The 22748-nt window shown below is 73.7% G+C and carries 20 protein-coding genes and 1 riboswitch; of the genes, 11 read left to right on the plus strand and 9 right to left on the minus strand.

The window, feature by feature from the left end:
• Positions 1-2118 carry a restriction endonuclease gene (locus AC069X_RS07025; protein ID WP_478725946.1) on the minus strand — a complete coding sequence of 706 codons (2118 nt, stop codon included), beginning with the start codon at positions 2116-2118 and terminating at the stop codon, positions 1-3.
• Positions 2119-2238: 120 nt separating this feature from the next.
• Positions 2239-4695 (minus strand): DNA gyrase/topoisomerase IV subunit A, encoded by a 2457-nt coding sequence (locus AC069X_RS07030; RefSeq protein ID WP_478725948.1) that lies wholly within the window; start codon positions 4693-4695, stop codon positions 2239-2241.
• A gap of 228 nt (positions 4696-4923) precedes the next feature.
• Here AC069X_RS07030 and AC069X_RS07035 point away from each other — a divergent pair, with 228 nt between their 5' ends.
• The 4 genes from AC069X_RS07035 (at position 4924) to AC069X_RS07050 (ending at position 9747) form a co-directional block, all read left to right on the plus strand.
• A complete protein-coding gene (locus AC069X_RS07035; protein ID WP_478725950.1) occupies positions 4924-6276 on the plus strand; it encodes a M16 family metallopeptidase in 1353 nt (450 codons plus the stop codon).
• Positions 6277-6296: 20 nt separating this feature from the next.
• Positions 6297-7664, plus strand: coding sequence for a M16 family metallopeptidase (locus tag AC069X_RS07040; protein ID WP_478726354.1), 1368 nt, complete (start codon positions 6297-6299; stop codon positions 7662-7664).
• A 218-nt stretch (positions 7665-7882) separates the two neighbouring features.
• A riboswitch (cyclic di-AMP (ydaO/yuaA leader) is annotated at positions 7883-8042 on the plus strand.
• Between the two features lie 12 nt (positions 8043-8054).
• Positions 8055-8858 (plus strand): M23 family metallopeptidase, encoded by an 804-nt coding sequence (locus tag AC069X_RS07045; RefSeq protein WP_478725952.1) that lies wholly within the window; start codon positions 8055-8057, stop codon positions 8856-8858.
• A 223-nt stretch (positions 8859-9081) separates the two neighbouring features.
• Positions 9082-9747, plus strand: coding sequence for a GntR family transcriptional regulator (locus tag AC069X_RS07050; RefSeq protein ID WP_478725953.1), 666 nt, complete (start codon positions 9082-9084; stop codon positions 9745-9747).
• A gap of 255 nt (positions 9748-10002) precedes the next feature.
• On the opposite strand, the gene AC069X_RS07055 is transcribed toward AC069X_RS07050, so the two are convergent.
• The gene (locus tag AC069X_RS07055) at positions 10003-10284 is read right to left on the minus strand and encodes an HPr family phosphocarrier protein (RefSeq protein WP_361598842.1); all 282 of its coding nucleotides are present in this window, start codon (positions 10282-10284) and stop codon (positions 10003-10005) included.
• Between the two features lie 211 nt (positions 10285-10495).
• Here AC069X_RS07055 and AC069X_RS07060 point away from each other — a divergent pair, with 211 nt between their 5' ends.
• Genes AC069X_RS07060 through AC069X_RS07075 form a run of 4 tightly spaced genes read left to right on the plus strand, consistent with a single transcriptional unit; the run spans position 10496 to position 15916 of the window.
• Positions 10496-13357, plus strand: a complete 2862-nt coding sequence (locus tag AC069X_RS07060) for a bifunctional acetate--CoA ligase family protein/GNAT family N-acetyltransferase (protein WP_478725956.1) — start codon at positions 10496-10498, stop codon at positions 13355-13357.
• A 38-nt stretch (positions 13358-13395) separates the two neighbouring features.
• Positions 13396-14001, plus strand: a complete 606-nt coding sequence (locus AC069X_RS07065; protein WP_478725957.1) for a DUF5998 family protein — start codon at positions 13396-13398, stop codon at positions 13999-14001.
• Positions 14001-15206 (plus strand): alkaline phosphatase family protein, encoded by a 1206-nt coding sequence (locus AC069X_RS07070; protein WP_478725959.1) that lies wholly within the window; start codon positions 14001-14003, stop codon positions 15204-15206. The genes AC069X_RS07065 and AC069X_RS07070 overlap by 1 nt, the downstream gene beginning before the upstream one ends.
• Positions 15207-15265: 59 nt before the next feature.
• A complete protein-coding gene (locus AC069X_RS07075; RefSeq protein WP_478725961.1) occupies positions 15266-15916 on the plus strand; it encodes a thymidine kinase in 651 nt (216 codons plus the stop codon).
• A gap of 46 nt (positions 15917-15962) precedes the next feature.
• On the opposite strand, the gene AC069X_RS07080 is transcribed toward AC069X_RS07075, so the two are convergent.
• From AC069X_RS07080 to AC069X_RS07095, 4 genes are all read right to left on the minus strand, one after another.
• Entirely contained in the window at positions 15963-16709 is a 747-nt protein-coding gene (locus tag AC069X_RS07080) for a VOC family protein (protein ID WP_478726356.1), read from the minus strand.
• Positions 16710-16922: 213 nt separating this feature from the next.
• Positions 16923-17243 (minus strand): winged helix-turn-helix domain-containing protein, encoded by a 321-nt coding sequence (locus AC069X_RS07085; RefSeq protein WP_478725963.1) that lies wholly within the window; start codon positions 17241-17243, stop codon positions 16923-16925.
• Entirely contained in the window at positions 17240-17656 is a 417-nt protein-coding gene (locus AC069X_RS07090; RefSeq protein ID WP_478725965.1) for a hypothetical protein, read from the minus strand. Before AC069X_RS07090 ends, AC069X_RS07085 begins: the two co-directional genes overlap by 4 nt.
• Positions 17657-17784: 128 nt before the next feature.
• Entirely contained in the window at positions 17785-18216 is a 432-nt protein-coding gene (locus AC069X_RS07095) for a nuclear transport factor 2 family protein (protein WP_478726358.1), read from the minus strand.
• 106 nt (positions 18217-18322) lie between these two features.
• On the opposite strand from AC069X_RS07095, the gene AC069X_RS07100 reads away from it, so the two are divergent.
• Complete coding sequence (locus AC069X_RS07100) at positions 18323-18895, plus strand: PadR family transcriptional regulator (RefSeq protein ID WP_478725967.1); 573 nt, start codon at positions 18323-18325, stop codon at positions 18893-18895.
• Positions 18882-19739: an SGNH/GDSL hydrolase family protein gene (locus tag AC069X_RS07105; RefSeq protein ID WP_478725968.1), complete on the plus strand. Its 858-nt coding sequence runs from the start codon at positions 18882-18884 to the stop codon at positions 19737-19739. Before AC069X_RS07100 ends, AC069X_RS07105 begins: the two co-directional genes overlap by 14 nt.
• On the opposite strand, the gene AC069X_RS07110 is transcribed toward AC069X_RS07105, so the two are convergent.
• Entirely contained in the window at positions 19666-20454 is a 789-nt protein-coding gene (locus AC069X_RS07110; RefSeq protein WP_478725970.1) for a VOC family protein, read from the minus strand. The two genes, AC069X_RS07105 and AC069X_RS07110, sit on opposite strands and share 74 nt — an antisense overlap.
• Positions 20455-20630: 176 nt before the next feature.
• Between AC069X_RS07110 and AC069X_RS07115 the strand changes: the two genes are divergently transcribed.
• Positions 20631-21464, plus strand: a complete 834-nt coding sequence (locus tag AC069X_RS07115; RefSeq protein WP_478725972.1) for a sulfurtransferase — start codon at positions 20631-20633, stop codon at positions 21462-21464.
• Between the two features lie 43 nt (positions 21465-21507).
• Here AC069X_RS07115 and sepH read toward each other — a convergent pair whose 3' ends face one another.
• The gene (gene sepH, locus AC069X_RS07120; RefSeq protein WP_478725974.1) at positions 21508-22533 is read right to left on the minus strand and encodes a septation protein SepH; all 1026 of its coding nucleotides are present in this window, start codon (positions 22531-22533) and stop codon (positions 21508-21510) included.
• Positions 22534-22748 lie beyond the last annotated feature (215 nt).

The following is a 22748-nucleotide window of genomic DNA, read 5'->3' on the forward strand; positions in this document are numbered from 1 at the left end:
TCAGGCCACCTCGACCCCGTACTCCCGCAGCAGGTCCACGAGGCCACCCCGGTATCCCTTGCCGCCGATGACGAACTTCCAGTCGCCGTTCGGGCGGCGTCGGAAGGAACCCAGCACCAGGGCCGTCTCGCCCGCCCGGCCGTCGGAGACCTCCAGCTGGTCGATCTCCGCCCCCGACGCGTCCAGCAGCCGGATCCGGGCGTCGGTGAAGCCCGCCAGATCGGCGTCCGGATTCACCTCCGGGTCCACGGCGGCGACCAGCACCAGGCGGTCGGCGCGCTGCGGGAGGGCGTCGAAGCCGACCTCGACGGCCGCCTTGTCCGGGGCCGGGTGAGGCCGGGACCGCACCGAACCGTCCGGGGTCCGGGGGTTGTTGAAGAAGACGAAGTGGTCCTCGCTCAGCACCCGGCCGCCCTCGCAGACCAGCGCGCACACGTCCAGCGCGACCCCGCCCGACCAGGTCATGCCCAGCACGTTGCGGTCGGCGGGGACGGGAGACGGATCGGCCAGGGTGGGCGTGGCCGCCGCGGCCGCCGGCCCGGAGGTCCGCTGGGCCGGGACGGTGCCGCCGCCCAGGCGCCCCCGCAGCCCGTACCGGTGCAGCAGCTCCACCAGCTCGGCCCCGGGAACCAACTCCAGCGGCTTGCCGTTGGCAAAGGTGTACGACCCGGGCCCGAAGGACGCGGTGGTGACCAGCACCCCCTTGTTCGCCCCCTTGTCCTGGACCGTGCCGTACAGGTCCCGTACCGCCGTCGGCGGCACGGTGTTGCGGTAGCGCTTGACCTGCACCACGATCCGTCCGCCCCGGATCGGGGCCGGGTCCAGCGCCTCGACGTCCACGCCGCCGTCGCCGGACCGCTGCGTGGTCACCGCCTCCATGCCCATCGCCCGGAAGAGCTCGGCGACCAGGTTCTCGAAGGCGATCGGGTCCATCTGGAAGAGGTCCGGTTCCTCCTCACCGCCGCCGTCGGCATGTCCGCCGTGGCTCACGACGTCCCCGCCGACCTCGCCCGGGCGGCGGCCCGCCCGCACGGCCGTCAGCTGGTCCGGGCGCGCCGACAACTGCCCCCGCAGCCCCTCGGACAGGCAGTCCACCGCGCTCACCTGCTCCAGCCGCAGCCCGGAGAAGGCGGTGCGGGCCGCCTGCACGGTCGCCAGTACGAGCCGCGCTTCCCGGCCCGTCACCGGATCGTGGTCGTCCACGAAGCCGTTGACGACCACCGAGTCCAAGGCCGCGAACTCGTCCGCCGCGAACAGTTCGCGCAGCACGAGCAGCACGCACTGGGCGAGCAGGTCCCGGTACAGAGCCCGCCGCTGCGTGGCCGGCCGCGCCGTCTCCCTGTCCTGGTCCGTACTCGGCATGTAGCGCACGGACTTCACCTCCGGCACCACCTCGTACCGGGGCAGCTCCCAGTCCAGTACGAGCTGGCGCGCCGCCGGGTCGTACGCCGCCTCCACCTGGCGCGGCAGCTCCCCCGGCCAGGCGGTGGAGGCGTACAGGGCCGCGGAGAAGTACTCCACCACCGCGTCGGGCTCGCCCGCGCGCAAGGAGGCGGACAGCTCGGTGAGGCCGCTGTTGTGCCGGCGGATCCCGGCGAGCTGTTCCGCCGCCCACTGGTCGTACTGCCGCCGGTACACCGCCAGCTGCCGCAGGCGTTCCTGTTCGGCGGCGTGGGCGGCCTGCCAGGCCGCGGTGTACCGGTCGTGGGCCTCCCGCTCCGCCCGGCCGCGCGAGCCGAGGGCCCAGCCGCCGCCCTGCTGGTGGAACTGCGCCAGCTGCGGCATGGGGACGGGGTGCGCGAGACCGCCGGGGTCGAAGGGCTGGAGCTGCTCGGGCCGCACCAGGGCGGCCATCCGGAAGGCCGGCGCCCGGCAGCCCGAGGCCAGCAGTCCCTGCAGGGCCGCCACCTGCGCGTCGAGCTGTTCGGTACGGCGCCGTGCCTCGGCCTCGCGGTGCTGCTTGTAGGCGGCCTGCTGCTCGCGCCGGTCGCGGGCCGCTTCGCGTTCGTACGCACGCCGGCGCCGCTCCGCCTCGCGCACCTGGATCACCTGCGTCTGCTGCTGCTGTCGCTGGGCCTCGGCCCAGACCCCGATCAACCCGCTCGACCGACGACTCATCAGCTCTGCTCTCCCCCCACCCGCGTGTACCGGGAAAACAGTAGTGGGCGGGCGGGGCGGGCGGCCCGGCGAACGCCTCGGTCCGCCGCTTCCCCCGCTCCGCCCGCCCCTGCCGCGCGGCTACAGCGCGGCGCCCGCCAGCGACTCCACGGTGGCCGGCAGCGCGGCGCCCGAGCCGTCACGGCGCGGGTCCGGGACCGGCAGCGCGGCCGGGGAGCCGTTCTTGGCGGCCGCGCGGACCGGGGCGTTGCCCGCCCAGGCCAGCGTCAGCGTGTCCTCGCCCTTCAGGAACCGCTGGCAGCGCACGCCGCCGGTGGCCCGGCCCTTGCGCGGGTACTGGTCGAAGGGGGTCAGCTTGCCGGAACGCACCGAGTCGTCCAGCGTCCCGTGCGAGCCCGCCACGGTGAACACGAGGGCCTCCCGGCCCGGGTCCACCGCCGAGAAGTGGATCACCTTGGCGTTCTCGGAGAGCTTGATGCCCGCCATGCCGCCCGCCGGACGCCCCTGGGGACGGACCTGGCCGGCCGGGTAGCGCAGCAGCTGGGCGTCGTCGGTGATGAAGACCAGGTCCTCCTCGCCCGTGCGCAGCTCGACCGCGCCGACGATCCGGTCGCCCTCCTTGAGGGTGATGACCTCCAGCTCGTCCTTGTTCGCCGGGTAGTCGGGCACGACGCGCTTGACGACGCCCTGCTCGGTGCCCAGGGCCAGCCCCTGCGAGGACTCGTCGAGCGAGAGCAGACAGACCACCGTCTCGTCCGTCTCCAGCCCGGAGAGGAACTCCGTCACCGGCGCGCCGCCGGCCAGGTTCGGCGCGGCCGCCGTGTCCGGCAGCTGCGGCAGGTCGATCACCGGGAGCCGCAGCAGGCGGCCGGAGGAGGTGACCGCGCCCACGTCGGCCCGGGCGGTCGCCGCGACCTGCGAGACGATCACGTCGTGCTTCGCGCGGGCGGCACCCTCCTCCACGGGCAGCGGGTCGGCGTTCGCCGTACGGGCCAGCAGGCCGGTGGAGGACAGCAGCACCCGGCACGGGTCGTCCGCGACCTCCAGCGGGACCGACGCCACCGAGGTGCCCGCCGACTCCAGCAGCACGGTGCGCCGCTCGGTGCCGAACTTCTTCGCCACCGCGGCCAGTTCCGAGGAGACCAGCTTGCGCAGCGCGGCGTCCGACTCCAGGATCCCGGTCAGCTCGTCGATCTCGCCGGTCAGCCGGTCGCGCTCGGACTCCAGCTCGATCCGGTCGAAGCGGGTGAGCCGGCGCAGGGGCGTGTCCAGGATGTACTGGGTCTGGACCTCGCTCAGCGAGAAGCGCTCCATCAGGCGCTCCTTGGCCTGCGCGGAGTTGTCGCTGTCGCGGATGATCCGGATGACCTCGTCGATGTCGAGCAGGGCCACCAGCAGGCCCTCGACCAGGTGCAGCCGGTCGCGGCGCTTGCCCCGGCGGAACTCGCTGCGCCGGCGCACGACCTCGAAGCGGTGGTCGAGGTAGACCTCCAGCAGCTCCTTGAGGCCCAGCGTCAGCGGCTGCCCGTCGACCAGCGCGACGTTGTTGATGCCGAAGGACTCCTCCATCGGCGTCAGCTTGTACAGCTGCTCCAGCACGGCCTCCGGGTGGAAGCCGTTCTTGATCTCGATGACCAGGCGCAGGCCGTGCGAGCGGTCCGTGAGGTCCTTGACGTCGGCGATGCCCTGGAGCTTCTTCGAGCCGACCAGGTCCTTGATCTTCGCGATGACCTTCTCGGGACCGACCGTGAAGGGCAGTTCGGTGACGACCAGGCCCTTGCGGCGCGCGGTGACGTCCTCCACGGAGACGGTCGCGCGGATCTTGAAGGTGCCGCGGCCGTTCTCGTAGGCGTCCTTGATCCCGGACAGGCCCACGATCCGGCCGCCGGTGGGCAGGTCGGGACCCGGCACGAAGCGCATCAGCGCCTCCAGGTCCGCCTCCGGGTACCGGATCAGGTGCCGGGCGGCCGCGATGACCTCGCCCAGGTTGTGCGGGGCCATGTTGGTGGCCATGCCGACGGCGATGCCGGAGGCGCCGTTGACGAGGAGGTTCGGGTAGGCCGCCGGGAGGGCGACGGGCTCCCGCTCCTGGCCGTCGTAGTTGGCGGTGAAGTCGACCGTGTCCTCGTCGATCGACTCCGTCATCAGCGACGTGGCGTCGGCCATCCGGCACTCGGTGTAGCGCATCGCGGCCGGCGGGTCGTCGTTGCCGAGCGAGCCGAAGTTGCCGTGGCCGTCGACCAGCGGCAGCCGCATCGAGAAGGGCTGGGCCATGCGCACGAGGGCGTCGTAGATCGACGCGTCGCCGTGCGGGTGCAGCTTGCCCATGACCTCGCCGACGACGCGGGCGCACTTGACGTACCCCCGGTCGGGCCGCAGGCCCATCTCGTTCATCTGGTAGACGATGCGCCGGTGCACCGGCTTCATGCCGTCGCGGGCGTCGGGCAGGGCGCGGGAGTAGATCACCGAGTACGCGTACTCGAGGAAGGAGCCCTGCATTTCGTCGACGACGTCGATGTCGAGGATCTTCTCCTCGAAATCCTCCGGCGGCGGGGTCTTCGTGCTGCGGCGGGCCATCGCTGCGCGGCTCCTTAACCAAGGTTCGGGGTGTACTGGGGGGATCTGGCGTGGTTGACGCGGACCATTGTGGCCCGAGGCGCCGACAACGCCGACTCCGACCCCGGGGGTCCCCCCGTACGGAGTGCGGGGGAGTGACCCGGGAACTTATCCGGCTGTCGGCGCGCTTGCATACAGTGGCAGGTCTGACACAAATCTCTGCATCGCGATCGAAGGGACCACATGCCCATGGGTCACACGGCCACAGCTCAGGCCGGCTCCGGCGGCCTGACAGCGACCGAGCACCGGCTGGCCAACGGCCTGCGCGTGGTGCTGTCCGAGGACCACCTCACTCCGGTCGCCGCCGTCTGCCTCTGGTACGACGTCGGCTCGCGCCACGAAGTCAAGGGGCGCACCGGTCTGGCTCACCTCTTCGAGCACCTGATGTTCCAGGGTTCGGCGAGCGTACCGGGCAACGGCCACTTCGAGCTCGTCCAGGGCGCCGGCGGCTCCCTGAACGGCACCACGAGCTTCGAGCGGACCAACTACTTCGAGACGATGCCGGCGCACCAGCTGGAGCTCGCCCTGTGGCTGGAGGCGGACCGCATGGGCTCGCTGCTCGCGGCCCTGGACGACGAGTCCATGGAGAACCAGCGCGACGTCGTCAAGAACGAGCGCCGCCAGCGGTACGACAACGTCCCGTACGGCACGGCGTTCGAGAAGCTGACCGCCCTCGCCTACCCGGAGGGCCACCCGTACCACCACACCCCGATCGGCTCCATGGCCGACCTGGACGCCGCCTCCCTGGAGGACGCGCGCAACTTCTTCCGTACGTACTACGCGCCCAACAACGCCGTGCTGTCGGTCGTGGGCGACATCGACCCCGAGCGGACCCTCGCCTGGATCGAGAAGTACTTCGGCACCATCCCGGCGCACGACGGCAAGCAGCCGCCGCGCGACGGCACCCTCCCCGAGGTCATGGGCGGGCAGCTGCGCGAGGAGATCGTCGAGGAGGTCCCGGCCCGCGCGCTGATGGCCGCCTACCGCCTGCCGCACGACGGCACCCGCGAGTGCGACGCCGCCGACGTGGCGCTGACGGTGCTGGGCGGCGGCGAGTCCTCCCGCCTGCACAACCGCCTGGTACGCCGCGACCAGACGGCCGTCGCGGCCGGCTTCGGCATGCTGCGCCTGGCCGGAGCGCCCTCGCTGGGCTGGCTGGACGTCAAGACCTCCAGCGGCGTCGAGGTGCCCGCCATCGAGGCGGCCGTCGACGAGGAGCTCGCCCGGTTCGCCGCCGAGGGCCCCACCGCCGAGGAGATGGAGCGCGCGCAGGCGCAGCTGGAGCGCGAGTGGCTGGACCGGCTGAGCACGGTGGCCGGCCGCGCCGACGAACTGTGCCGCTACGCGGTGCTGTTCGGCGACCCCCAGCTCGCCCTGACCGCCGTCCAGCGGGTGCTGGACGTCACCGCCGAGGAGGTGCAGGCCGTGGCCGCGGCCCGGCTGCGCCCCGACAACCGCGCGGTGCTGGTCTACGAGCCGCTGGGCGGCGCCGAGGCCCACGAGACCGAGCAGCACGACGAGAACGAAGGGGCGGAGCAGTGAGCGACACCGCAGCCGTCACGATGACCTTCCACCCGCGGCCGGAGGCCGGCGAGGCGAAGCCGTGGGCCTTCCCGGCCCCCGAGCGCGCCACGCTCCCCAACGGCCTGACCCTGCTGCGCTGCCACCGCCCCGGCCAGCAGGTCGTGGCGGTCGAGGTCAACCTCGCCGCGCCGCTGGACGCCGAGCCCGAGGGCCTCGACGGCGTGGCCACGATCATGGCCCGCGCCCTGTCCGAGGGCACCGACAAGCACTCCGCCGAGGAGTTCGCCGCCGAGCTGGAGCGCTGCGGCGCCACGCTCGACGCCCACGCCGACCACCCCGGCCTGCGGGTCTCCCTGGAGGTCCCGGCCTCCCGGCTGCCCAAGGCCCTCGCGCTGCTCGCCGAGGCCCTGAGCGCGCCCGCCTTCGCCGACGGCGAGGTCGACCGGCTGGTGCGCAACCGGCTCGACGAGATCCCGCACGAGCTGGCCAACCCGCAGCGCCGCGCCGCCAAGGAGCTCTCCAAGGAGCTCTTCCCGGCGACGCTGCGCATGTCCCGCCCGCGCCAGGGCACCGAGGAGACGGTCGCGCGGATCGACTCCGGGGCCGTACGCGCCTTCTACGAGGCCCACGTGCGCCCCTCCACCGCCACCGCGGTGGTGGTCGGCGACCTGACCGGGATCGACCTGGACGCCCTCCTGGCGGACACCCTGGGCGCCTGGACCGGCGACACCGCCGCGCCCCGCCCCGTCCAGCCGGTGACGGCCGACGACACGGGCCGCGTGGTCATCGTGGACCGGCCGGGCGCCGTCCAGACGCAGCTGCTGATCGGCCGGATCGGGCCGGACCGGCACGACATCGTCTGGGCCCCGCAGGTGCTCGGCACCTACTGCCTCGGCGGCACCCTCACCTCCCGCCTGGACAAGGTGCTGCGCGAGGAGAAGGGCTACACCTACGGCGTGCGGGCCTTCGGCCAGGTGCTGCGTTCCACCGCCGACGGCAAGGGCGCCTCGATGCTCGCCATCAGCGGCTCCGTGGACACCCCCAACACCGGTCCGGCGCTGGAGGACCTGTGGAAGGTGCTGCGCACCCTCGCGGAGGGCGGACTCACCGACGCCGAGCGGGATGTGGCGGTGCAGAACCTGGTGGGCGTGGCCCCCCTGAAGTTCGAGACGGCCGCCTCCGTCGCGGGCACGCTCGCCGACCAGGTGGAGCAGGAGCTGCCGGACGACTACCAGGCGCGGCTGTACGCGCGGCTCGCCGAAACCGGTACGGCGGAGGCCACTTCGGCCGTGGTGAACGCCTTCCCGGTGGACCGTCTGGTCACCATCCTGGTGGGCGACGCGGCGCAGATCGAGGAGCCGGTCCTGGCGCTCGGGATCGGTGAGGTCACCGTCGTCTCCAACTGAGCGGCGCGAGACCCGAGACGGGCCGGAAACCGGCCCGTTTCCAGGGGGCTCCGGTGGAACATCCACCGGAGCCCCCTTTGTCCGTTTTGGTGGCGTGGTTGCAGGTATGCGGTGTGGCGTACGCAACAAAAGCGCTCGTCTGTTTGGCGATTGACTGATGATCCGCCTAGCGTCGGCCGTGCTGTTCGTCAGTTTGTACCCGCCGCAACCGCGGCACCGGACAGCGATCGCCGAGTCCCCGTCAGGCGCGAGCCTGGGGAGCCGGGGACCCACATGAGTCCCTGGGGTGAATCGGACCCTCTCGCAAGAGGAGGCCCGTAGGAGACCTTCCTGCTCCGAACCCGTCAGCTAACCCGGTAGGCGAGAGGGAAGGAAAGGATCACCCCCTTCATGGCGTTTGGCAGTCGTGCCGCCGGTTCTGGTAAGCACCGTGGTTCCAGCCGTCTGAGCCGCAAGACCGCCGGCTACGCCGGCATCGCCGCCCTCGCCACCACGGGCGTGGTCGGCACCCTGGCCGCTCCGGCCTTCGCGGCGGACAACAGCAGCGCCCCGTCCATGGAGGACACCGGTCAGAACGCGATCGTCGTCGCCGACGGTCTGCAGGACGACATCGAGGTCCAGGCCGCCACGCAGCAGAGCGCCGCCGAGGCCGCCGCCGCGCAGGCGCAGGCCGAGGCCGAGGCGAAGCAGCGGGCCGCCGAGGCCAAGCGCGTCGCCGAGGCCCAGGAGAAGGCCGAGCGCGAGGCCGCCGAGAAGGCCGCCAAGGAAGAGGCCCGCAAGCGCCTCAACACCTTCGTCTCCCCCATCGAGGGCTCGTACGTCAGCACCTCGTACGGCGCGGGCGGCGGCATGTGGTCCTCCGGCAGCCACACGGGCATCGACTTCCACGCCGACTCCGGCACCTCCGTGCGCGCGGTGGGCGCGGGTACCGTCGTCGAGGCCGGCTGGGGCGGCGCCTACGGCAACAACGTGGTGATCCGCCACAACGACGGCACGTACACCCAGTACGGCCACCTGAACTCGCTGAGCGTCTCCGCCGGCCAGACCGTCGCCCCGGGCCAGCAGATCGGCCTGTCGGGCTCCACCGGCAACTCCAGCGGCCCGCACCTGCACTTCGAGGCCCGTACCGGCGCCACGTACGGCACGGACATCAACCCGCTGGCCTACCTGCGCAGCCACGGCGTGGGCATCTGACCCGCAGCACGCGCTTCACCGAAGAAGGCCCCGGCTCACCGAGCCGGGGCCTTCTCCGTCGTTCCGGCACTCCGCTCGCCGCGTCCGCCGCCTCTCTCCGGCCACGGGCCGTGGCGCCGTCGGCCGTTTCCGATTTCCGGGCTTCTCCGGGGATTGTCGTGTGTTGCAATAGAGTCGCAGTGCGGCCACGATAAACCGAATCGAAACCAGCGGAGGTCCGGCCTTGCGTATTCCGGCGCATTCGGTGTGCACAGCGATCCGCGACGACATCGTCTCCGGATTCTTCGGGCCGGGCAGCCGGCTGACCGAGGAGGTGCTCGCCCGCCGCTACGGGGTCTCGCGCGTCCCCGTCCGCGAGGCGCTGAGGACGCTGGAGTCCGAGGGGTTCGTCACCACGCGGCGGCACGCGGGCGCCTGCGTGGCCGAGCCGACCCGGCAGGAGGCCGCCGACCTCCTGGAGCTGCGCGTGCTGCTGGAGCCGCTCGCCGCCTCCCGGGCCGCCCGCCGGCGCACGGACGCCCACCTGAAGGTGCTGCGCGGCCTGGTCAGGCTGGGCCGGGACCGGGCCGAGCGGGCCCAGGGGGAGGACCTGCGGGCCCTGGGGGGCTGGTTCCACGAGACCCTGGCCCAGGCCTCGGGCAGCCCGGGGCTGATCACCCTGCTGACCCAGACCCGGCGCAAGATCGCCTGGATGTACGTGGTCGAGGCCCCGGCGCAGCCCGTGGAGTCCTGGGCGGAGCACGGCGCGATCGTGGACGCGGTCGCGCGCGGGGACGCGGAGCGGGCCAGGACCCTGACCGCGCTGCACGCGCAGCGGGCCGCCGAGGCGCACCGGCCGCGGGTGAGGAATCCGCAACCTGCCGTCAACACGGCGAGTGCTCCGAATTAACAGGGTCCGTATACAACGGAGGGATATTCGCGCGGCGCCGGATTGCCGGCCCATTTTCTTCTTCGCGCTATTGCGGTCCGGCGTTCCGGTCGGCCGTCCCGATTTCGGAATTCTCCGGAAGGGTGCGCGCATTTCCTTCGTCGCGCGGCCGGAGAGCGCTGAACGCCGCGCGGCCGGAGAGCGCTGAACGCACGGAAGCCGCGGCCCCCGGTGGTGGTGGGGGCCGCGGCTTCCTCCCTGCGGAGACCCGAAGGGTCAGACGGTCTCGGGGAGCTCCTCGAGACCCTCGGCGACCAGCTTCGCGAGGCGGTCGAGCGCGACGTCCGCACCCTCGGCGTCGGAAGCCAGGACGATCTCCTCGCCGCCCTGGGCGCCCAGGCCCAGGACCGCCAGCATCGACGCGGCGTTGACGGGGTCGCCGCCGGCCTTCGCGATGGTCACCGGAACTCCGGAGGCGGTCGTCGCCCGGACGAAGATCGAGGCGGGACGAGCGTGCAGGCCCTCGGCCCAGCCGACGTTGACGCGGCGCTCTGCCATGGTGATGCCCTTCAGGTTCTTACGGGTTGTCTAGACCAGTCTCTCACGCCGCCCGGAATGCTCGGACCGACCATCGGCCCGTATCCACCGCCGTTCGACCTTCCCCAGCTTGCACCGGTTCGCCCCGGTGCGCCGCCTTCGCCGCGCGCTCGCGGAGCGGGCCGGCCACCGCACCCGCACACCCGGCCGGATCCACCCTTAAGGTGACCCCATGACCACCGCGTCGGACCCCTCGTACCCGGCCCACTGGGAAGCGGACGTCGTGCTGCGCGACGGCGGCACCGCCCGGATCCGCCCCATCACCACCGAGGACGCGGGCCGCCTGGTCAGCTTCTACGAGCAGGTATCGGACGAGTCGAAGTACTACCGCTTCTTCGCCCCCTACCCCCGCCTCTCGGACCGCGACGTCCGCCGCTTCACGCACCACGACTACGTGGACCGGGTCGGCCTCGCCGCGACCATCGGCGGCGAGTTCATCGGCACCGTCCGCTTCGACCGCATCGGCCCCGACGGGCGGCCCGCCTCCGCCCCCGCCGACGAGGCCGAGGTCGCCTTCCTCGTCCAGGACGCCCACCAGGGCCGCGGGGTCGCCTCCGCCCTCCTGGAGCACATCGGCGCGGTGGCCCGCGAGCGCGGGATCCGCAGGTTCGCGGCCGAGGTGCTGCCCGCCAACACCAAGATGATCAAGGTGTTCACGGACGTCGGCTACCAGCAGAAGCGCAGCTTCGAGGACGGCTCCGTCCACCTCACCCTCGACCTCGAACCCACCGCCGAGTCCCTCGCCGTCCAGCGCGCCCGCGAACAGCGCGCCGAGGCCCGCTCCGTGCAGCGCCTCCTCGCCCCGGGCTCCGTCGCGGTGATCGGCGTCAGCCGGTCCGGCGCCGGGGTGGGCGCCACCGCCCTGCGCAACCTGCGCGACGGCGGCTTCCGCGGCCACCTCTACGCCGTCAACGAAGCCCGCGCCCCCGGCATGGAGGGTGACCTCCTGGAAGGCGTACGGGCCTACCGCGGGCTCGCCGACATCGGCGCCCCCGTCGACCTCGCCGTCGTCGCCGTCCCCGCCGGCCGGGTCCCCGAGGCCGTCGCCGCCTGCGGGGAGCACGGGGTGCAGGGGCTCGTCGTGCTGTCCGCCGGATACGGCGAGAGCGGCCCGGACGGCCTCGCCCGGCAGCGCGAGCTGGTGCGGCAGGTCCGCTCGTACGGGATGCGCCTCATCGGGCCGAACGCCTTCGGGGTGATCAACACGGCGCCCGAGGTGGAGCTGAACGCCTCGCTCGCCCCGGCCGCCCCCGCCTTCGCGCGCGGCCGGACCGGCCTGTTCACCCAGTCCGGAGCGATCGGCATCGCCCTGCTGTCCGCCCTGCTGCGGCGCGGCGAGGGCCTGTCGTCCTTCGTGTCCGCCGGGAACCGGGCCGACGTCTCCGGCAACGACATCCTCCAGTACTGGTACGAGGACGAGGCCACCGACGTGGCCCTGATGTACCTGGAAACCCTCGGCAACCCGCGCAAGTTCACCCGCCTCGCCCGCCGCACCGCCGCCGCCAAGCCCGTGGTCGTCGCCCGTGGCGGGCGCCACACCCCCGCCGGGCACGTCGTCCCCGGCACCCGGCTCCCCGAGTCCACCGTCTCCGAGCTGCTCCGCCAGGCCGGCGTCATCCGCGTCGACACCGTCACCGAGCTGGTCGACGTCGGCCTGCTGCTGGCCGGGCAGCCGCTGCCGGCCGGCCCCCGGGTGGCGATCCTCGGCAACTCCGAGTCCCTCGGCGTGCTCACCTACGACGCCTGCCTGACCGAGGGGCTGCGGCCGCTGCCCCCGCTCGACCTGACGACCGCCGCCGGCCCGGCCGACTTCCGTGACGCCCTGCGCACCGCCCTCGCTTCCGGCGACTGCGACGCCGTCGTCGTCACCGCCATCCCCTCCGTGAGCGAGCGGGAGCTGGCCGACGACCTCGCGCAGGCGCTCCGCGAAGCCGTCACCGAGGTCCCGGGCAAGCCCGTGGCGGTGGTGCACGTGGAACTCGGCGACCTGGCCGAGGCCCTGTCCGCCGCCGGCGCCGCACCCCCCGCCACCCCTCCCGCCGCGCCCCTCCCTCCCGCCGGGCCCCCGGCCGGCGACGGCGGAGACGGCCCCGGCGACGGAGACAGCCCCGGCCCCGGCGACGGTGTACGGGGCCCCGGCGACGGCGGAGGTCCCGGCGGCGCGGGCCGGATCCCCGCCTACCCCGCCGCCGAGCGCGCCGTGAAGGCCGTCGCCGAGGCCGTGCGGTACGCCCGGTGGCGCCGGGACAACGCCGACACCGGACAGGTCCCCGAGTACGAGGACATCGACGAGGCCGGCGCCGCAGCCCTCCTCGCCACCCACCTCGCCGGCCTCGACGAGGGCGCCGCCCTCACCCTGGACGAGACCGACGCCCGCGACCTGCTCGCCCGCTACGGGATCCGGGTGCTGCCCACCCTCCCCGCCCCCAGCCCCGACGCAGCCGTCCGCGCGGCCCGGGTGCTCGGGTACCCCGTCGCCCTCAAGACCACCGCCCCGCACCTGCGCCACCGCGCCGACCTGGGCGGCGTACGCCTCGACCTCACCACCGAGGCCGAGCTAAGGCGCTCGTACGAGGAGCTCACCGACGCCTTCGGCAAGCCGGCGGAGCTCCAGCCCGTGGTCCAGTCGATGGCCCCGCGCGGGGTCGACACCGTCGTCCGCGCCACCGTCGACCCCGCCGCCGGGGCCGTCCTCTCCTTCGGGCTCGCCGGCGTCGCCTCCGAGCTGCTCGGCGACACCGCGCACGGCCTGGTTCCCGCCACCGACCGGGACGCCGCCGGGCTGATCCGCGCCATCCGCACCGCGCCCCTGCTCTTCGGCTGGCGCGGCAGCGACCCCGTCGACACCCCCGCCCTGGAGGAACTGCTGCTGCGGCTGTCCCGGCTGGTGGACGACCACCCGGAAGTGACCGGGGTCTCGCTGGAGCCCGTCGTCGTCGCCACCGAGGGCCTCTCCGTGCTCAGCGCCACCGTCCGCGTGGCCCACCCGCCCGCCCGGACCGACCTCGGCCCCCGCACCCTGCCCAGCTACTGAGCGCACGGCAGGCAGGGGGAGCCCGTACGGGCCTTAGGATGGACCCCATGGCGAAATCCGGTACGACGACCCAGGGACTGCGCGCGGCCATCGAGCGCAGCGGCTACTACCCGGCCCTCGTGGCCGAGGCCGTGGAGGCCGCGGTGGGCGGCGAGCCGATCTCGTCGTACCTGGTCCACCAGGAGACCACCTTCGACTCGAACGAGGTCCGCCGGCACGTCACCGTGCTGGTCCTGACCGGCAACCGGTTCATCGTCAGCCACACCGACGAGCAGGCCGCCGACTCCGGTTCGCCGTCCCCGTACGCGACCACGTCCACCGAGTCGGTGAAGCTCTCCAGCATCTCCTCCGTGGTGCTCAGCCGCGTCGTGGCCAACCCGGAGTCCTACACGCCCGGCCAGCTGCCCCGCGAGGTCGTGCTGACCATCGGCTGGGGCGCGGTCTCGCGCATCGACCTGGAGCCCGCCGCCTGCGGCGACCAGAACTGCGACGCCGACCACGGCTACACCGGCAACTCCACCGCCGACGACCTCAGCCTGCGCGTCAGCGAGGCCGGCGACGGCCCCGAGACGGTGCGCCAGGCACTGCTCTTCGCGCAGGCGCTCAGCGAGGCGACGGCCGCCACCTCCGGTCCCGCCCGCTGATGTCGTACTCCGTGCCGCCGAACTGGCAGGACGAGCCGGAACCGCTCGACCTCGCCGGCGCCCCGGTCCCGCAGTACGGCTCCGGCTCCCTCGCCGACCTGCTGCCGACCCTCGCCGCCGGTCAGGGCGTACCCGGTCTCACCGCCGGGATCGCCGAGCTGTCCCCGGCCGACCGGAACTGCGTGTTCCTGGTCGACGGCATGGGCTGGGAGCAGATCAAGGCCCACCCCGACGAGGCTCCCTTCCTGACCTCCCTGCTCGCGAGCTCGCGCGGCGGCACGGGCCTGCCGATCACGTCCGGCTTCCCGGCGACCACCGCCACCTCCCTGGCCTCGGTCGGCACCGGCCTGCCGCCCGCCCGGCACGGCCTGCCCGGCTACGCCGTGCGCAACCCGGCCTCGGGCGAGCTGATGAACCAGCTCCGCTGGCACCCCTGGACCTCGCCGCGGCCCTGGCAGCCCTACCCGACGGTCTTCCAGCTCGCGGACGCGGCCGGCGTGCACACCGCGCAGGTTTCCGCGCCGAACTTCCAGACCACACCGCTCACCCAGATCGCGCTCAGCGGCGGCACCTTCCACGGCCGGATGACGGGCGAGGAGCGGATGGACCTCGCGGCGATCCAGCTCGCGGCCGGCGAGCGCTCGCTCGTGTACACGTACTTCAGCGAACTCGACGGGGCCGGGCACCGGCACGGCGTGGACTCCGACGCCTGGCGCGGCCAGCTCATGTACGTCGACCGGCTCGTGCAGCGGCTCGCGGAGCAGCTGCCCCCGCGCACCGCCCTGTACGTCACCTCCGACCACGGCATGGTCGACGTCCCCTTCGACGAGGATTCCCGGATCGACTTCGACGAGGACTGGGAGCTGGGCGCGGGCGTGGCCCTGCTGGGCGGCGAGGGCCGGGCCCGGCACGTCTACGCGGTGCCGGGCGCCGAGGCCGACGTACTGACCGTGTGGCGCGAGGTGCTCGGGGACCGCTTCTGGGTCGCGAGCCGCGAAGAGGCCCTGGAGCTGGGCTGGTTCGGCATGCCGGGGGAGTGCGACGAGCGGGTCCTCGGGCGGATCGGCGACGTGATCGCCGCGGCCCAGGCGGACGTCGCGATCACGGCCTCCCGCAACGAGCCCAACGAGTCGGCGCTCACCGGCATGCACGGCTCCATGACCGCGGCCGAGCAGCTCGTGCCGCTGTTCGAGATCCGCACCTGACCGCTCCCGCGCCTCCCCGTCACCACCCCCACCCCGACCTGAAAGGTCCCGTACTTCCCATGCCCGAGCTGGTGTTCTTCTCCGGAACGATGGACTGCGGAAAGAGCACGCTGGCTCTGCAAATCACCCACAACCGCTCCGCGCGGGGCCTGGTCGGGGTGATCTTCACCCGTCAGGACCGGGCGGGCGAGGGGAAGCTGTCCTCGCGGCTGGGCCTGGTGACGGACGCGGTCGAGGTCACCGACGCCATGGACGTGTACGCGTACCTGGTGCGGGAGCTGTCGGCGGGCGGCAAGGCGGACTACGTGATCGTCGACGAGGCCCAGTTCCTCGCGCCGGAGCAGATCGACCAGCTGGCCCGGGTCGTGGACGACCTGGACATGGACGTCTTCGCCTTCGGCATCACCACCGACTTCCGCACCAAGCTCTTCCCCGGCTCGCAACGGCTGATCGAACTGGCCGACCGGATCGAGCAGCTCCAGGTCGAGGCCCTGTGCTGGTGCGGTGCCCGCGCCACGCACAACGCCCGTACGGTGGGAGGGGAGATGGTGGTCGAGGGCGCCCAGGTGGTCGTCGGCGACGTCAACCGCCCGGCGGAGGAGATCGGCTACGAGGTCCTCTGCCGCCGCCACCACCGCCGGCGCATGACCTCCGCCGCCTCCCACGCGGGCGCCCTCTCCCCGGACGTGCTGCCGGTCAACAACGCCTAGGAGCGCGCGGAGGGGCCCCGGACGGGCTCGAAGGGCCCGGAAGGGCTCAGAAGCGGCCGGGCGCGGCCGGGCCGACGATGCTGAACGCGGCGCCGTCCCGGTCCCGCAGGATGCGCTCGTGGGGGTAGGCGCCGGAGTCCGCGGCGGGGACGGCGATGCCGCCGAGGGCGATGGCGGCCTCCACCGCGGTGTCCAGGTCGGGGACCCGGAAGTGGGTGCGCCAGCGCGGCCTCAGGTGCGGGTCGGGGGCCTCCGCGAGGGTTCCGCCGTGCAGGCGGGCCACCGTCCGGCCCGCGCGGCGGAGCAGGATCCGGTCGTCCTCCTCCACGTAGGCGACCTCGCAGCAGCCGGCGTGGTCACAGGCCCACTCCAGGACCTCGCCGTAGAAGATGGCGGCGTCGAAGGCGTTCCTGGTGTGCAGCTCCAGCCAGGCCGGGGCGGCCTCGCCGCCCATGCCCCAGTCGGGGATGGCCTCGCCCTGCCAGATGCCGAAGACCGCCCCGTCGCGGTCGGAGGCGAGGGCCGCCCGCCCCGTGCCGAAGGACAGCGGGCCGACGGCGACGGTCCCGCTGCGCTCGCGGATACGGGCCGCCGTGACGTCGGCGTCGTCCACGGCGAAGTACGGGGTCCAGGCGACGGGAATGCTGAGCGCCGGGGGCAGGGCGCCGATGCCGGCCACCGGAACCCCGGAGGCGAAGCCGACGGCGAAGGCCTCGCCGAGGTGGGCGGGCCCGAATTCCCATCCGAGGACCGCGCTGTAGAACTCCTTCGCCGCGCCGAGGTCGCGGGCCATGAGGCTGACCCAGCAGGGCGCGCCGAATGTTTCGTGGCTCGATGTCGACACGGTGAACCCCATCCGCCGGTGCGCCCCCGGAAGCCCTTCCACAGTACTCGCGGGCGGCCCCCGGGGGCGGTGCGTAGCCGCCTGGGCGCGCTCCGTCAGGTGCGGGACGCCCGGCACATCCTCGTACCGGGGCGCTGTCGGCCGGACGGCGACACGCCGGGGTCAGTGCGGAGGTCCCGCGATGGCGGTGAGGGCGGCGACGTGCCGCCGGTACCCGGCCAGGCCCTCCCCGGTCAGGAGCAGCCAGGTGCGCGGCATGCGCCCGACCCGCCCCTTCTCGACCGTCACCCAGCCTGCTTCCTCCAGGCGCGCGACCTGCTTCGACAGTGCGGAGTCGGTGATCTCCACGAGGTCCCGTACGTAGCCGAACTCGGCCTTCTCCACGGGTGCCAGGGCGGCCACGATCGACAGGCGCACGGCCGAGGAGAGCAGCGGGGCGAGCGCGTGGCGCGGGTGCGGGGTCCGGTCGACGGGAGTCGTCATGCGGCGCGGACCTCCCGCCAGGCCGCGGCGGCGGGGGGCAGCGCGCACAGCAGGGCGGCCGCGGCCGCGAAGGCGGTGCTGTCCGTGAAGAGGGTGAGGCCCAGCGCGAGCGACAGCCCGTACGCGGCGGCCCACGCGCCGATCGCGCCGAGGTAGCGGCGGCCGTGGCCCCGGGGGACCACCGGCTGGCGCATGGCGAACGCGGACAGGCCCATCACCACGACCGCGTTCGCCACCGTGCTGACGAGCGTGCCCGTCCGCCCGTGCCACAGCAGCACGGTGGGGACGAGGACGAGCTGCCACCCCGCGAAGGCCCACAGGCAGCCGGTGAGCCACCGGCCGCGCCGGCGTGCGCCGGCCTCGATCCCCGCGATCCCCTTCAACGCCGTTGCCGCGGCGGCCTGTTCGGTCATGACGGTCCCCCCTGGACGGTGGCCGGGCGGCTCCGTGCGCCATCACCCGGCAAGTACTTGCCAATGTAGCAAGTGCTTGCCGGGTGTGCGAGCCAACGGGCCTGGCGGACCGTGCCGATGACCGGCCGTCAGGCCTCCGGGGCCAGCCCGTCGGCGATCAGGCCGGCCAGGACCGCCTGTCCCAGGGCCTGCACGGCGGACTGGGGGCGGACCATCACCGTGAACTCCTTCACCCGGCCCGCGTCGTCGAACTGGAGCTGGTCGATGCCGTGGACCTGCTTGCCCGCCACCAGGGCACGGAAGGGCAGGACCGCCGTCGGGGCCTCTCCGTCGCCCGAGGTGGTCTCGACCACGCCGTCCAGCCGGCCCAGGTAGCGGAGGTCCTCGAAGGTGCGCAGCAGGACGCCGAAGAGGCCCAGGACGGCCGCCTTGCCCTCGAAGGGCTTGAACTTGACCGGGCTGAAGAGCCGGATGTCCTCAGTGAACAGGTCGTCCAGCGCGGCGAGATCGTGCTTCTCCACGGCAGCGCGGAAGCGTTCGGCGCTGTCCGAGGTCTCCATGGTGCCCATGTGCCCCTCCTCCTGTCGGTGATTACTCAAGGATGCGAGTAGTCAGATTCTTGAGTATGGTGCCGCCACGGGCACCCAAAGGGAAGAGGGAGCGGTCATGGCCCTGCGGCACGCGGTACTGGCGGCACTGCTCGACGGCGAGTACAGCGGCTACCAGCTGGCGAAGGCCTTCGACATCAGCGTCGCGAACTTCTGGCACGCCCTGCCCCAGCAGCTCTACGCCGAACTGGCGAGGCTGGAGGCGGACGGGCTGGTCGCGGGCCGGGAGGTGGTGCAGGAGTCCCGGCCCAACAAGCGGCTGTTCCGGGTCACCGACGCCGGCCGGGCCGAACTGGAACGGTTCGCCGGCACGCCCTCGAAACCCTCCTCCATCCGCGACGACCTCCTCGTGAAGGTCCAGAGCGCCGACCGGATCGGCACCGCGCCGGTCATCGAGCAGCTCCTGGAACGGGCCGCCGCCGCCGAGGCCAAGATCGAGCTGCTCCGCAAGCTGCTGCGGAACATGCGCGGAGACCTGGACGAGGACGCGTACCTGCTCCGGGGCGAACGGATCGGCGGCTACCTGACCTGCCTGCGCGGGGTGGCCTTCGAGGAGGGCCACCGGGACTGGTGCCTGCGCACCGCGGAGGTGCTGGGCAAGAGGGAGGGGAGCATCCGTGCCGAAGACTGAGTACCTGCGCTACGTCGCCCTGGGCGACAGCCAGACCGAGGGCCTCGGGGACGGTGACGACACGGTGGGCCTGCGGGGCTTCGCCGACCGGCTCGCCGGGCACCTCGGAGCCCGCACCCCCGGTCTGGCGTACGCCAACCTCGCGGTCCGGGGGCGGCTCGCCGGACAGGTCCGCGCCGAACAACTCGGGCCCGCACTGGAGTTGCGCCCGGACGTCGCCACCGTCGTCGCCGGGGTCAACGACCTGCTCCGGCCGCGTTTCGACGCCGCCGAGGTGGCCGGGGAGCTGGAGGAGATGTTCGCGGCGCTCACCCGCGCGGGCGCCCGGGTGGCCACCGTGACCTTCCCCGACGTGGCCCGGATCGCGCCGCTGGCCCGGCCGCTGAGCCCCCGCGTGACCGAGCTCAACGCCCGCGTCCGCGCCGCCGCGGCCCGCCACGGGGTCGTGGTGGCCGAGACGGGCCGGGCGGCCGTCGCCACCGACCCGCGGCTGTGGAGCGCCGACCGGCTCCACGCCAGCGCCCTCGGCCACGCCCGGATCGCCGCGGCCCTGGCCGAAGCCCTGGAACTGCCCGGCAGCGACGGCGCCTGGCGGGAGCCCCTGCCGCCCCGGCCGCCCCGCACGGCATCCCGGGCCGTCGCCGCGGAGCTCGCCTGGGCGGCCGGCTTCCTCGGCCCCTGGCTGGGCCGCCGGCTGCGCGGCACCTCCTCCGGCGACGGCCGCACCGCGAAGCGCCCGCAGCTGCTGCCGCTCCAGCCCCCGACAGGCCCTAGGCAGGCGCCGTCCGCACCAGCGCGAACACCGCCCCCTCCGGGTCCGCGACCACGGCCAGCCGGCCCGTGATCCGCTCCCGGGGCGGGGCGACCACCCGGCCGCCCAGTTCGGTCACCCGCGCGGCGGCCGCGTCGGGGTCGGCCACCTCGAAGTACGTCATCCAGTGCGGCCCCCGGTCGTGCGGCAGCGACCGGCCGACCCCGTGCACGGCGGCGACCGGCCGGCCGGCCAGCCGCAGCGTCGTGTAGTCGAACTCGGCCGAGACGTCCGGATGCCGCTCGGCCTCGTGCCCGAAGACGTGCTCGTAGAACTTGCCGACCGTCGAGGTCTCCTGGGTCAGCAGCTCGTTCCACACCGGGGTGCCCGGCGCCCCCGCCCGGCGGGCCGCGGGGTGCCCGTCGGTCTGCCAGATGCCGAAGATCGCGCCCAGCGGGTCGGAGCAGATCGCCATCCGCCCCGCCGCCCCCGCGTCGAGCGGGCCCACCGCGACCGTGCCGCCGCAGGACCGGATGGACTCGGCGGTGCAGTCGGCGTCGTCCGTGGCGAAGTACGTGGTCCATGCCACCGGAAGATGGCGGTCCGGCGGCATCTCGCCGATCCCGGCGACCTCCTCGCCGTCGAGGAGGGCCCGGACGCACGGGCCGAACTGGGTGGGGCCGGGCTCGTACTCCCAGCCGAAGAGGTCGGCGTAGAAGTCCTCCGTGCTCCCGAGGCCGTGCACCATCAGGCTCACCCAGCACGGTGTGCCGGGCGTGCGCCGCGAAGCCCCCGATGCCTCCGTCATGTCAGCCGTCTCCTGCCGTCGTCTCCGTGGTCCCCGCAGATGCTTCCACTCCGCGGCACCCGGCGCGCCCCGACCGGCCGCGTGAACGGGGCGCGGAACAGAGATGACCGAATCACTGCGGCCCGTCGATGTCCGGCTTGTTACACGGGCTCGGCGACGGGGAGGAAGATGGGCCCATGACTGCGATTCTCTCGGCCTCCGAACTGAGGAGGGAGCTGGCCGCTCCCCGCCCGCCGGTGCTGCTGGACGTCCGCTGGCAGCTGGGCGGTCCCGACCAGCGCCCCGCCTACGAAGCCGGGCACGTCCCCGGCGCCGTGTACGTCGACCTCGACCGCGAACTGGCAGGTCCACCGGGCGCGGGCGGCCGCCATCCGCTCCCGGACCCGGAGGACTTCGGCGCCGCGATGCGCCGCGCCGGGGTGCGCGCCGACGAGCCGGTGGTCGTGTACGACGGCGGTCTGGGCTGGGCGGCCGCCCGCGCGTGGTGGTTGCTGCGCTGGACGGGGCACCGGAACGTGCGCGTACTGGACGGCGGCCTGGCGGCGTGGACGGCGGCGGGGGGTGCGCTGAGCGCCGACGCGCCGACACCGGCCGAGGGCGATTTCAAGCCAACCCCCGGGCTGTTCGGCGTGCTGGACGCCGATGACGCGGCGAAGCTGGCTCGAACAGGACTGCTGCTGGACGCCCGGGCGGGGGAGCGCTACCGCGGCGAGGTCGAGCCGATCGACCGGGTCGGCGGGCACATCCCCGGCGCGGTGTCGGCCCCGACCACGGAGAACGTCGGCCCGGACGGCCGGTTCCTGCCGGCCGGGGAACTGCGCGCGCGGTTCGCGGCACTGGGCGCGGCGGGGGACACGGCGGTGGGCGTGTACTGCGGCTCGGGCGTATCCGGGGCGCACCAGGTCCTCGCGCTGGAGGTGGCCGGAATCCCGGCGGCCCTGTACGCGGGCAGCTGGTCGGAGTGGTCCTCGGACCCGGAGCGGCCCGTGGCCACCGGCCCGAATCCCTGACGGGTCCGCGGCGGTGGCGCCCCCGGGGGCGCCACCGGGCGGGTCACTCCTGCTTCTTGCGCCGGGTGCCGAAGACGATCTCGTCCCAGCTGGGCACGGCCGCCCGGCGTCCCGGCCGGACCCCGTCGGCCTCGGCCTGCCGGTCGGTGGTGCCGGTCAGCCGCTCGCGGTGGCCCGCCACCGTGCGCGGCATCAGTACGTCCGCGTACGCCGCGCCGGCCGATGCCGCCGCGGCCGGGGGCTCCTCGGCCTCGGCCTCCTCGGCGGGGGTCTCCGTACGGTCCGGGACGACCAGATCGCCGCGGAAGCTCGGGACGGCCTCCAGCAGGCTGGTCAGCGTGTCCCGTTCCTCCTCGGGCTCCGGTGCGGGCGGCGGGGCGGGCCGGCTCTCGGCCCGTTCCAGCTGCCGGTCGAGCGCGCGGTCCAGCGGCCGGTCCCGGGGCAGCCGGGCGATCCTCGGCACGAACGGGAAGCTCGGCTCCGGGGTCGACGGCAGATCGTCGGCCTCGCCGATCAGGGAGCGGGCCTCGTCGTCGACGGCGACGACCAGCCGGCGCGGCGGGTCGTACGTCCAGCTCGCCGAGTGCGGTTCGCCCGCCACCCGGTAGACCAGCAGGACCTCCCAGGTGCCGTCGTCGCGGCGCCAGGAGTCCCACAGCACGGAGTCCTTGTCGGCCCCGCGCAGCGTGAGGCGCTCCTGCACGGCCTCGCCGAGCTGCGGTCCGGTGTTCTCGCCGGGGCGTCGCACGGGGGTCTTGCGGGCCCGCTCGGCCATGAAGGCGCGCTCGGCCAGCACCGGGCCCTCGAAGCGGCGCACCCGGTCGACCGGGATGCCGGCGAGCTGGGCGACCTCCTCGGCGGAGGCACCGGCCCGTATGCGCGCCTGGATGTCGCGGGGGCGGAGGTGGCTCTCCACCTCGATCTCGATCTGGTTCAGGCGCGCGCGGTCATTGCGCACGGCAGCCCGCAGCCGCTCGTCGATCGGAAGCGTGTACTCCGTGCTGTCCGCAGCCTTGAGCACCAGTCGTGTTCCGTCATTCGAGACGGCCACGACACGCAGTTCGGGCATGGGGACCTCCCGGGTGGTGCCTGCCGACGTCACGTGCGTCGCTGCTTCCGCTAGTCGAGTGTGGCCTGCCCGGGTGCAGCCTGCCACAACCTTGCCGAGTTAAACCGGCGTGTCGGGCATGCGCCCTTGATCGACGTTATGGCACGGTTACCTGTTGGGCACGCACAGTGACCAAGTGGTTACTGTGCGCAGCAGGAACCCGTGCGATACCGCGG

The organism is Streptomyces sp. NPDC043896, from assembly GCF_056435605.1.

What these genes read in the sequence shown, in the direction of transcription:
- AC069X_RS07065 (WP_478725957.1), top strand. Translation starts at nt 13,396, where the DNA reads ATGGACCCCATGGCGAAATCCGGTACGACGACCCAGGGACTGCGCGCG.
- AC069X_RS07040 (WP_478726354.1), top strand. Translation starts at nt 6,297, where the DNA reads ATGACCTTCCACCCGCGGCCGGAGGCCGGCGAGGCGAAGCCGTGGGCC.
- AC069X_RS07055 (WP_361598842.1), bottom strand. Translation starts at nt 10,284, where the DNA reads ATGGCAGAGCGCCGCGTCAACGTCGGCTGGGCCGAGGGCCTGCACGCT.
- AC069X_RS07100 (WP_478725967.1), top strand. Translation starts at nt 18,323, where the DNA reads ATGGCCCTGCGGCACGCGGTACTGGCGGCACTGCTCGACGGCGAGTAC.
- AC069X_RS07070 (WP_478725959.1), top strand. Translation starts at nt 14,001, where the DNA reads ATGTCGTACTCCGTGCCGCCGAACTGGCAGGACGAGCCGGAACCGCTC.
- AC069X_RS07110 (WP_478725970.1), bottom strand. Translation starts at nt 20,454, where the DNA reads ATGACGGAGGCATCGGGGGCTTCGCGGCGCACGCCCGGCACACCGTGC.
- AC069X_RS07090 (WP_478725965.1), bottom strand. Translation starts at nt 17,656, where the DNA reads ATGACCGAACAGGCCGCCGCGGCAACGGCGTTGAAGGGGATCGCGGGG.
- AC069X_RS07060 (WP_478725956.1), top strand. Translation starts at nt 10,496, where the DNA reads ATGACCACCGCGTCGGACCCCTCGTACCCGGCCCACTGGGAAGCGGAC.
- AC069X_RS07030 (WP_478725948.1), bottom strand. Translation starts at nt 4,695, where the DNA reads ATGGCCCGCCGCAGCACGAAGACCCCGCCGCCGGAGGATTTCGAGGAG.
- AC069X_RS07095 (WP_478726358.1), bottom strand. Translation starts at nt 18,216, where the DNA reads ATGGAGACCTCGGACAGCGCCGAACGCTTCCGCGCTGCCGTGGAGAAG.
- AC069X_RS07025 (WP_478725946.1), bottom strand. Translation starts at nt 2,118, where the DNA reads ATGAGTCGTCGGTCGAGCGGGTTGATCGGGGTCTGGGCCGAGGCCCAG.
- AC069X_RS07115 (WP_478725972.1), top strand. Translation starts at nt 20,631, where the DNA reads ATGACTGCGATTCTCTCGGCCTCCGAACTGAGGAGGGAGCTGGCCGCT.
- AC069X_RS07085 (WP_478725963.1), bottom strand. Translation starts at nt 17,243, where the DNA reads ATGACGACTCCCGTCGACCGGACCCCGCACCCGCGCCACGCGCTCGCC.
- AC069X_RS07075 (WP_478725961.1), top strand. Translation starts at nt 15,266, where the DNA reads ATGCCCGAGCTGGTGTTCTTCTCCGGAACGATGGACTGCGGAAAGAGC.
- sepH (WP_478725974.1), bottom strand. Translation starts at nt 22,533, where the DNA reads ATGCCCGAACTGCGTGTCGTGGCCGTCTCGAATGACGGAACACGACTG.
- AC069X_RS07035 (WP_478725950.1), top strand. Translation starts at nt 4,924, where the DNA reads ATGGGTCACACGGCCACAGCTCAGGCCGGCTCCGGCGGCCTGACAGCG.
- AC069X_RS07045 (WP_478725952.1), top strand. Translation starts at nt 8,055, where the DNA reads ATGGCGTTTGGCAGTCGTGCCGCCGGTTCTGGTAAGCACCGTGGTTCC.
- AC069X_RS07080 (WP_478726356.1), bottom strand. Translation starts at nt 16,709, where the DNA reads ATGGCCCGCGACCTCGGCGCGGCGAAGGAGTTCTACAGCGCGGTCCTC.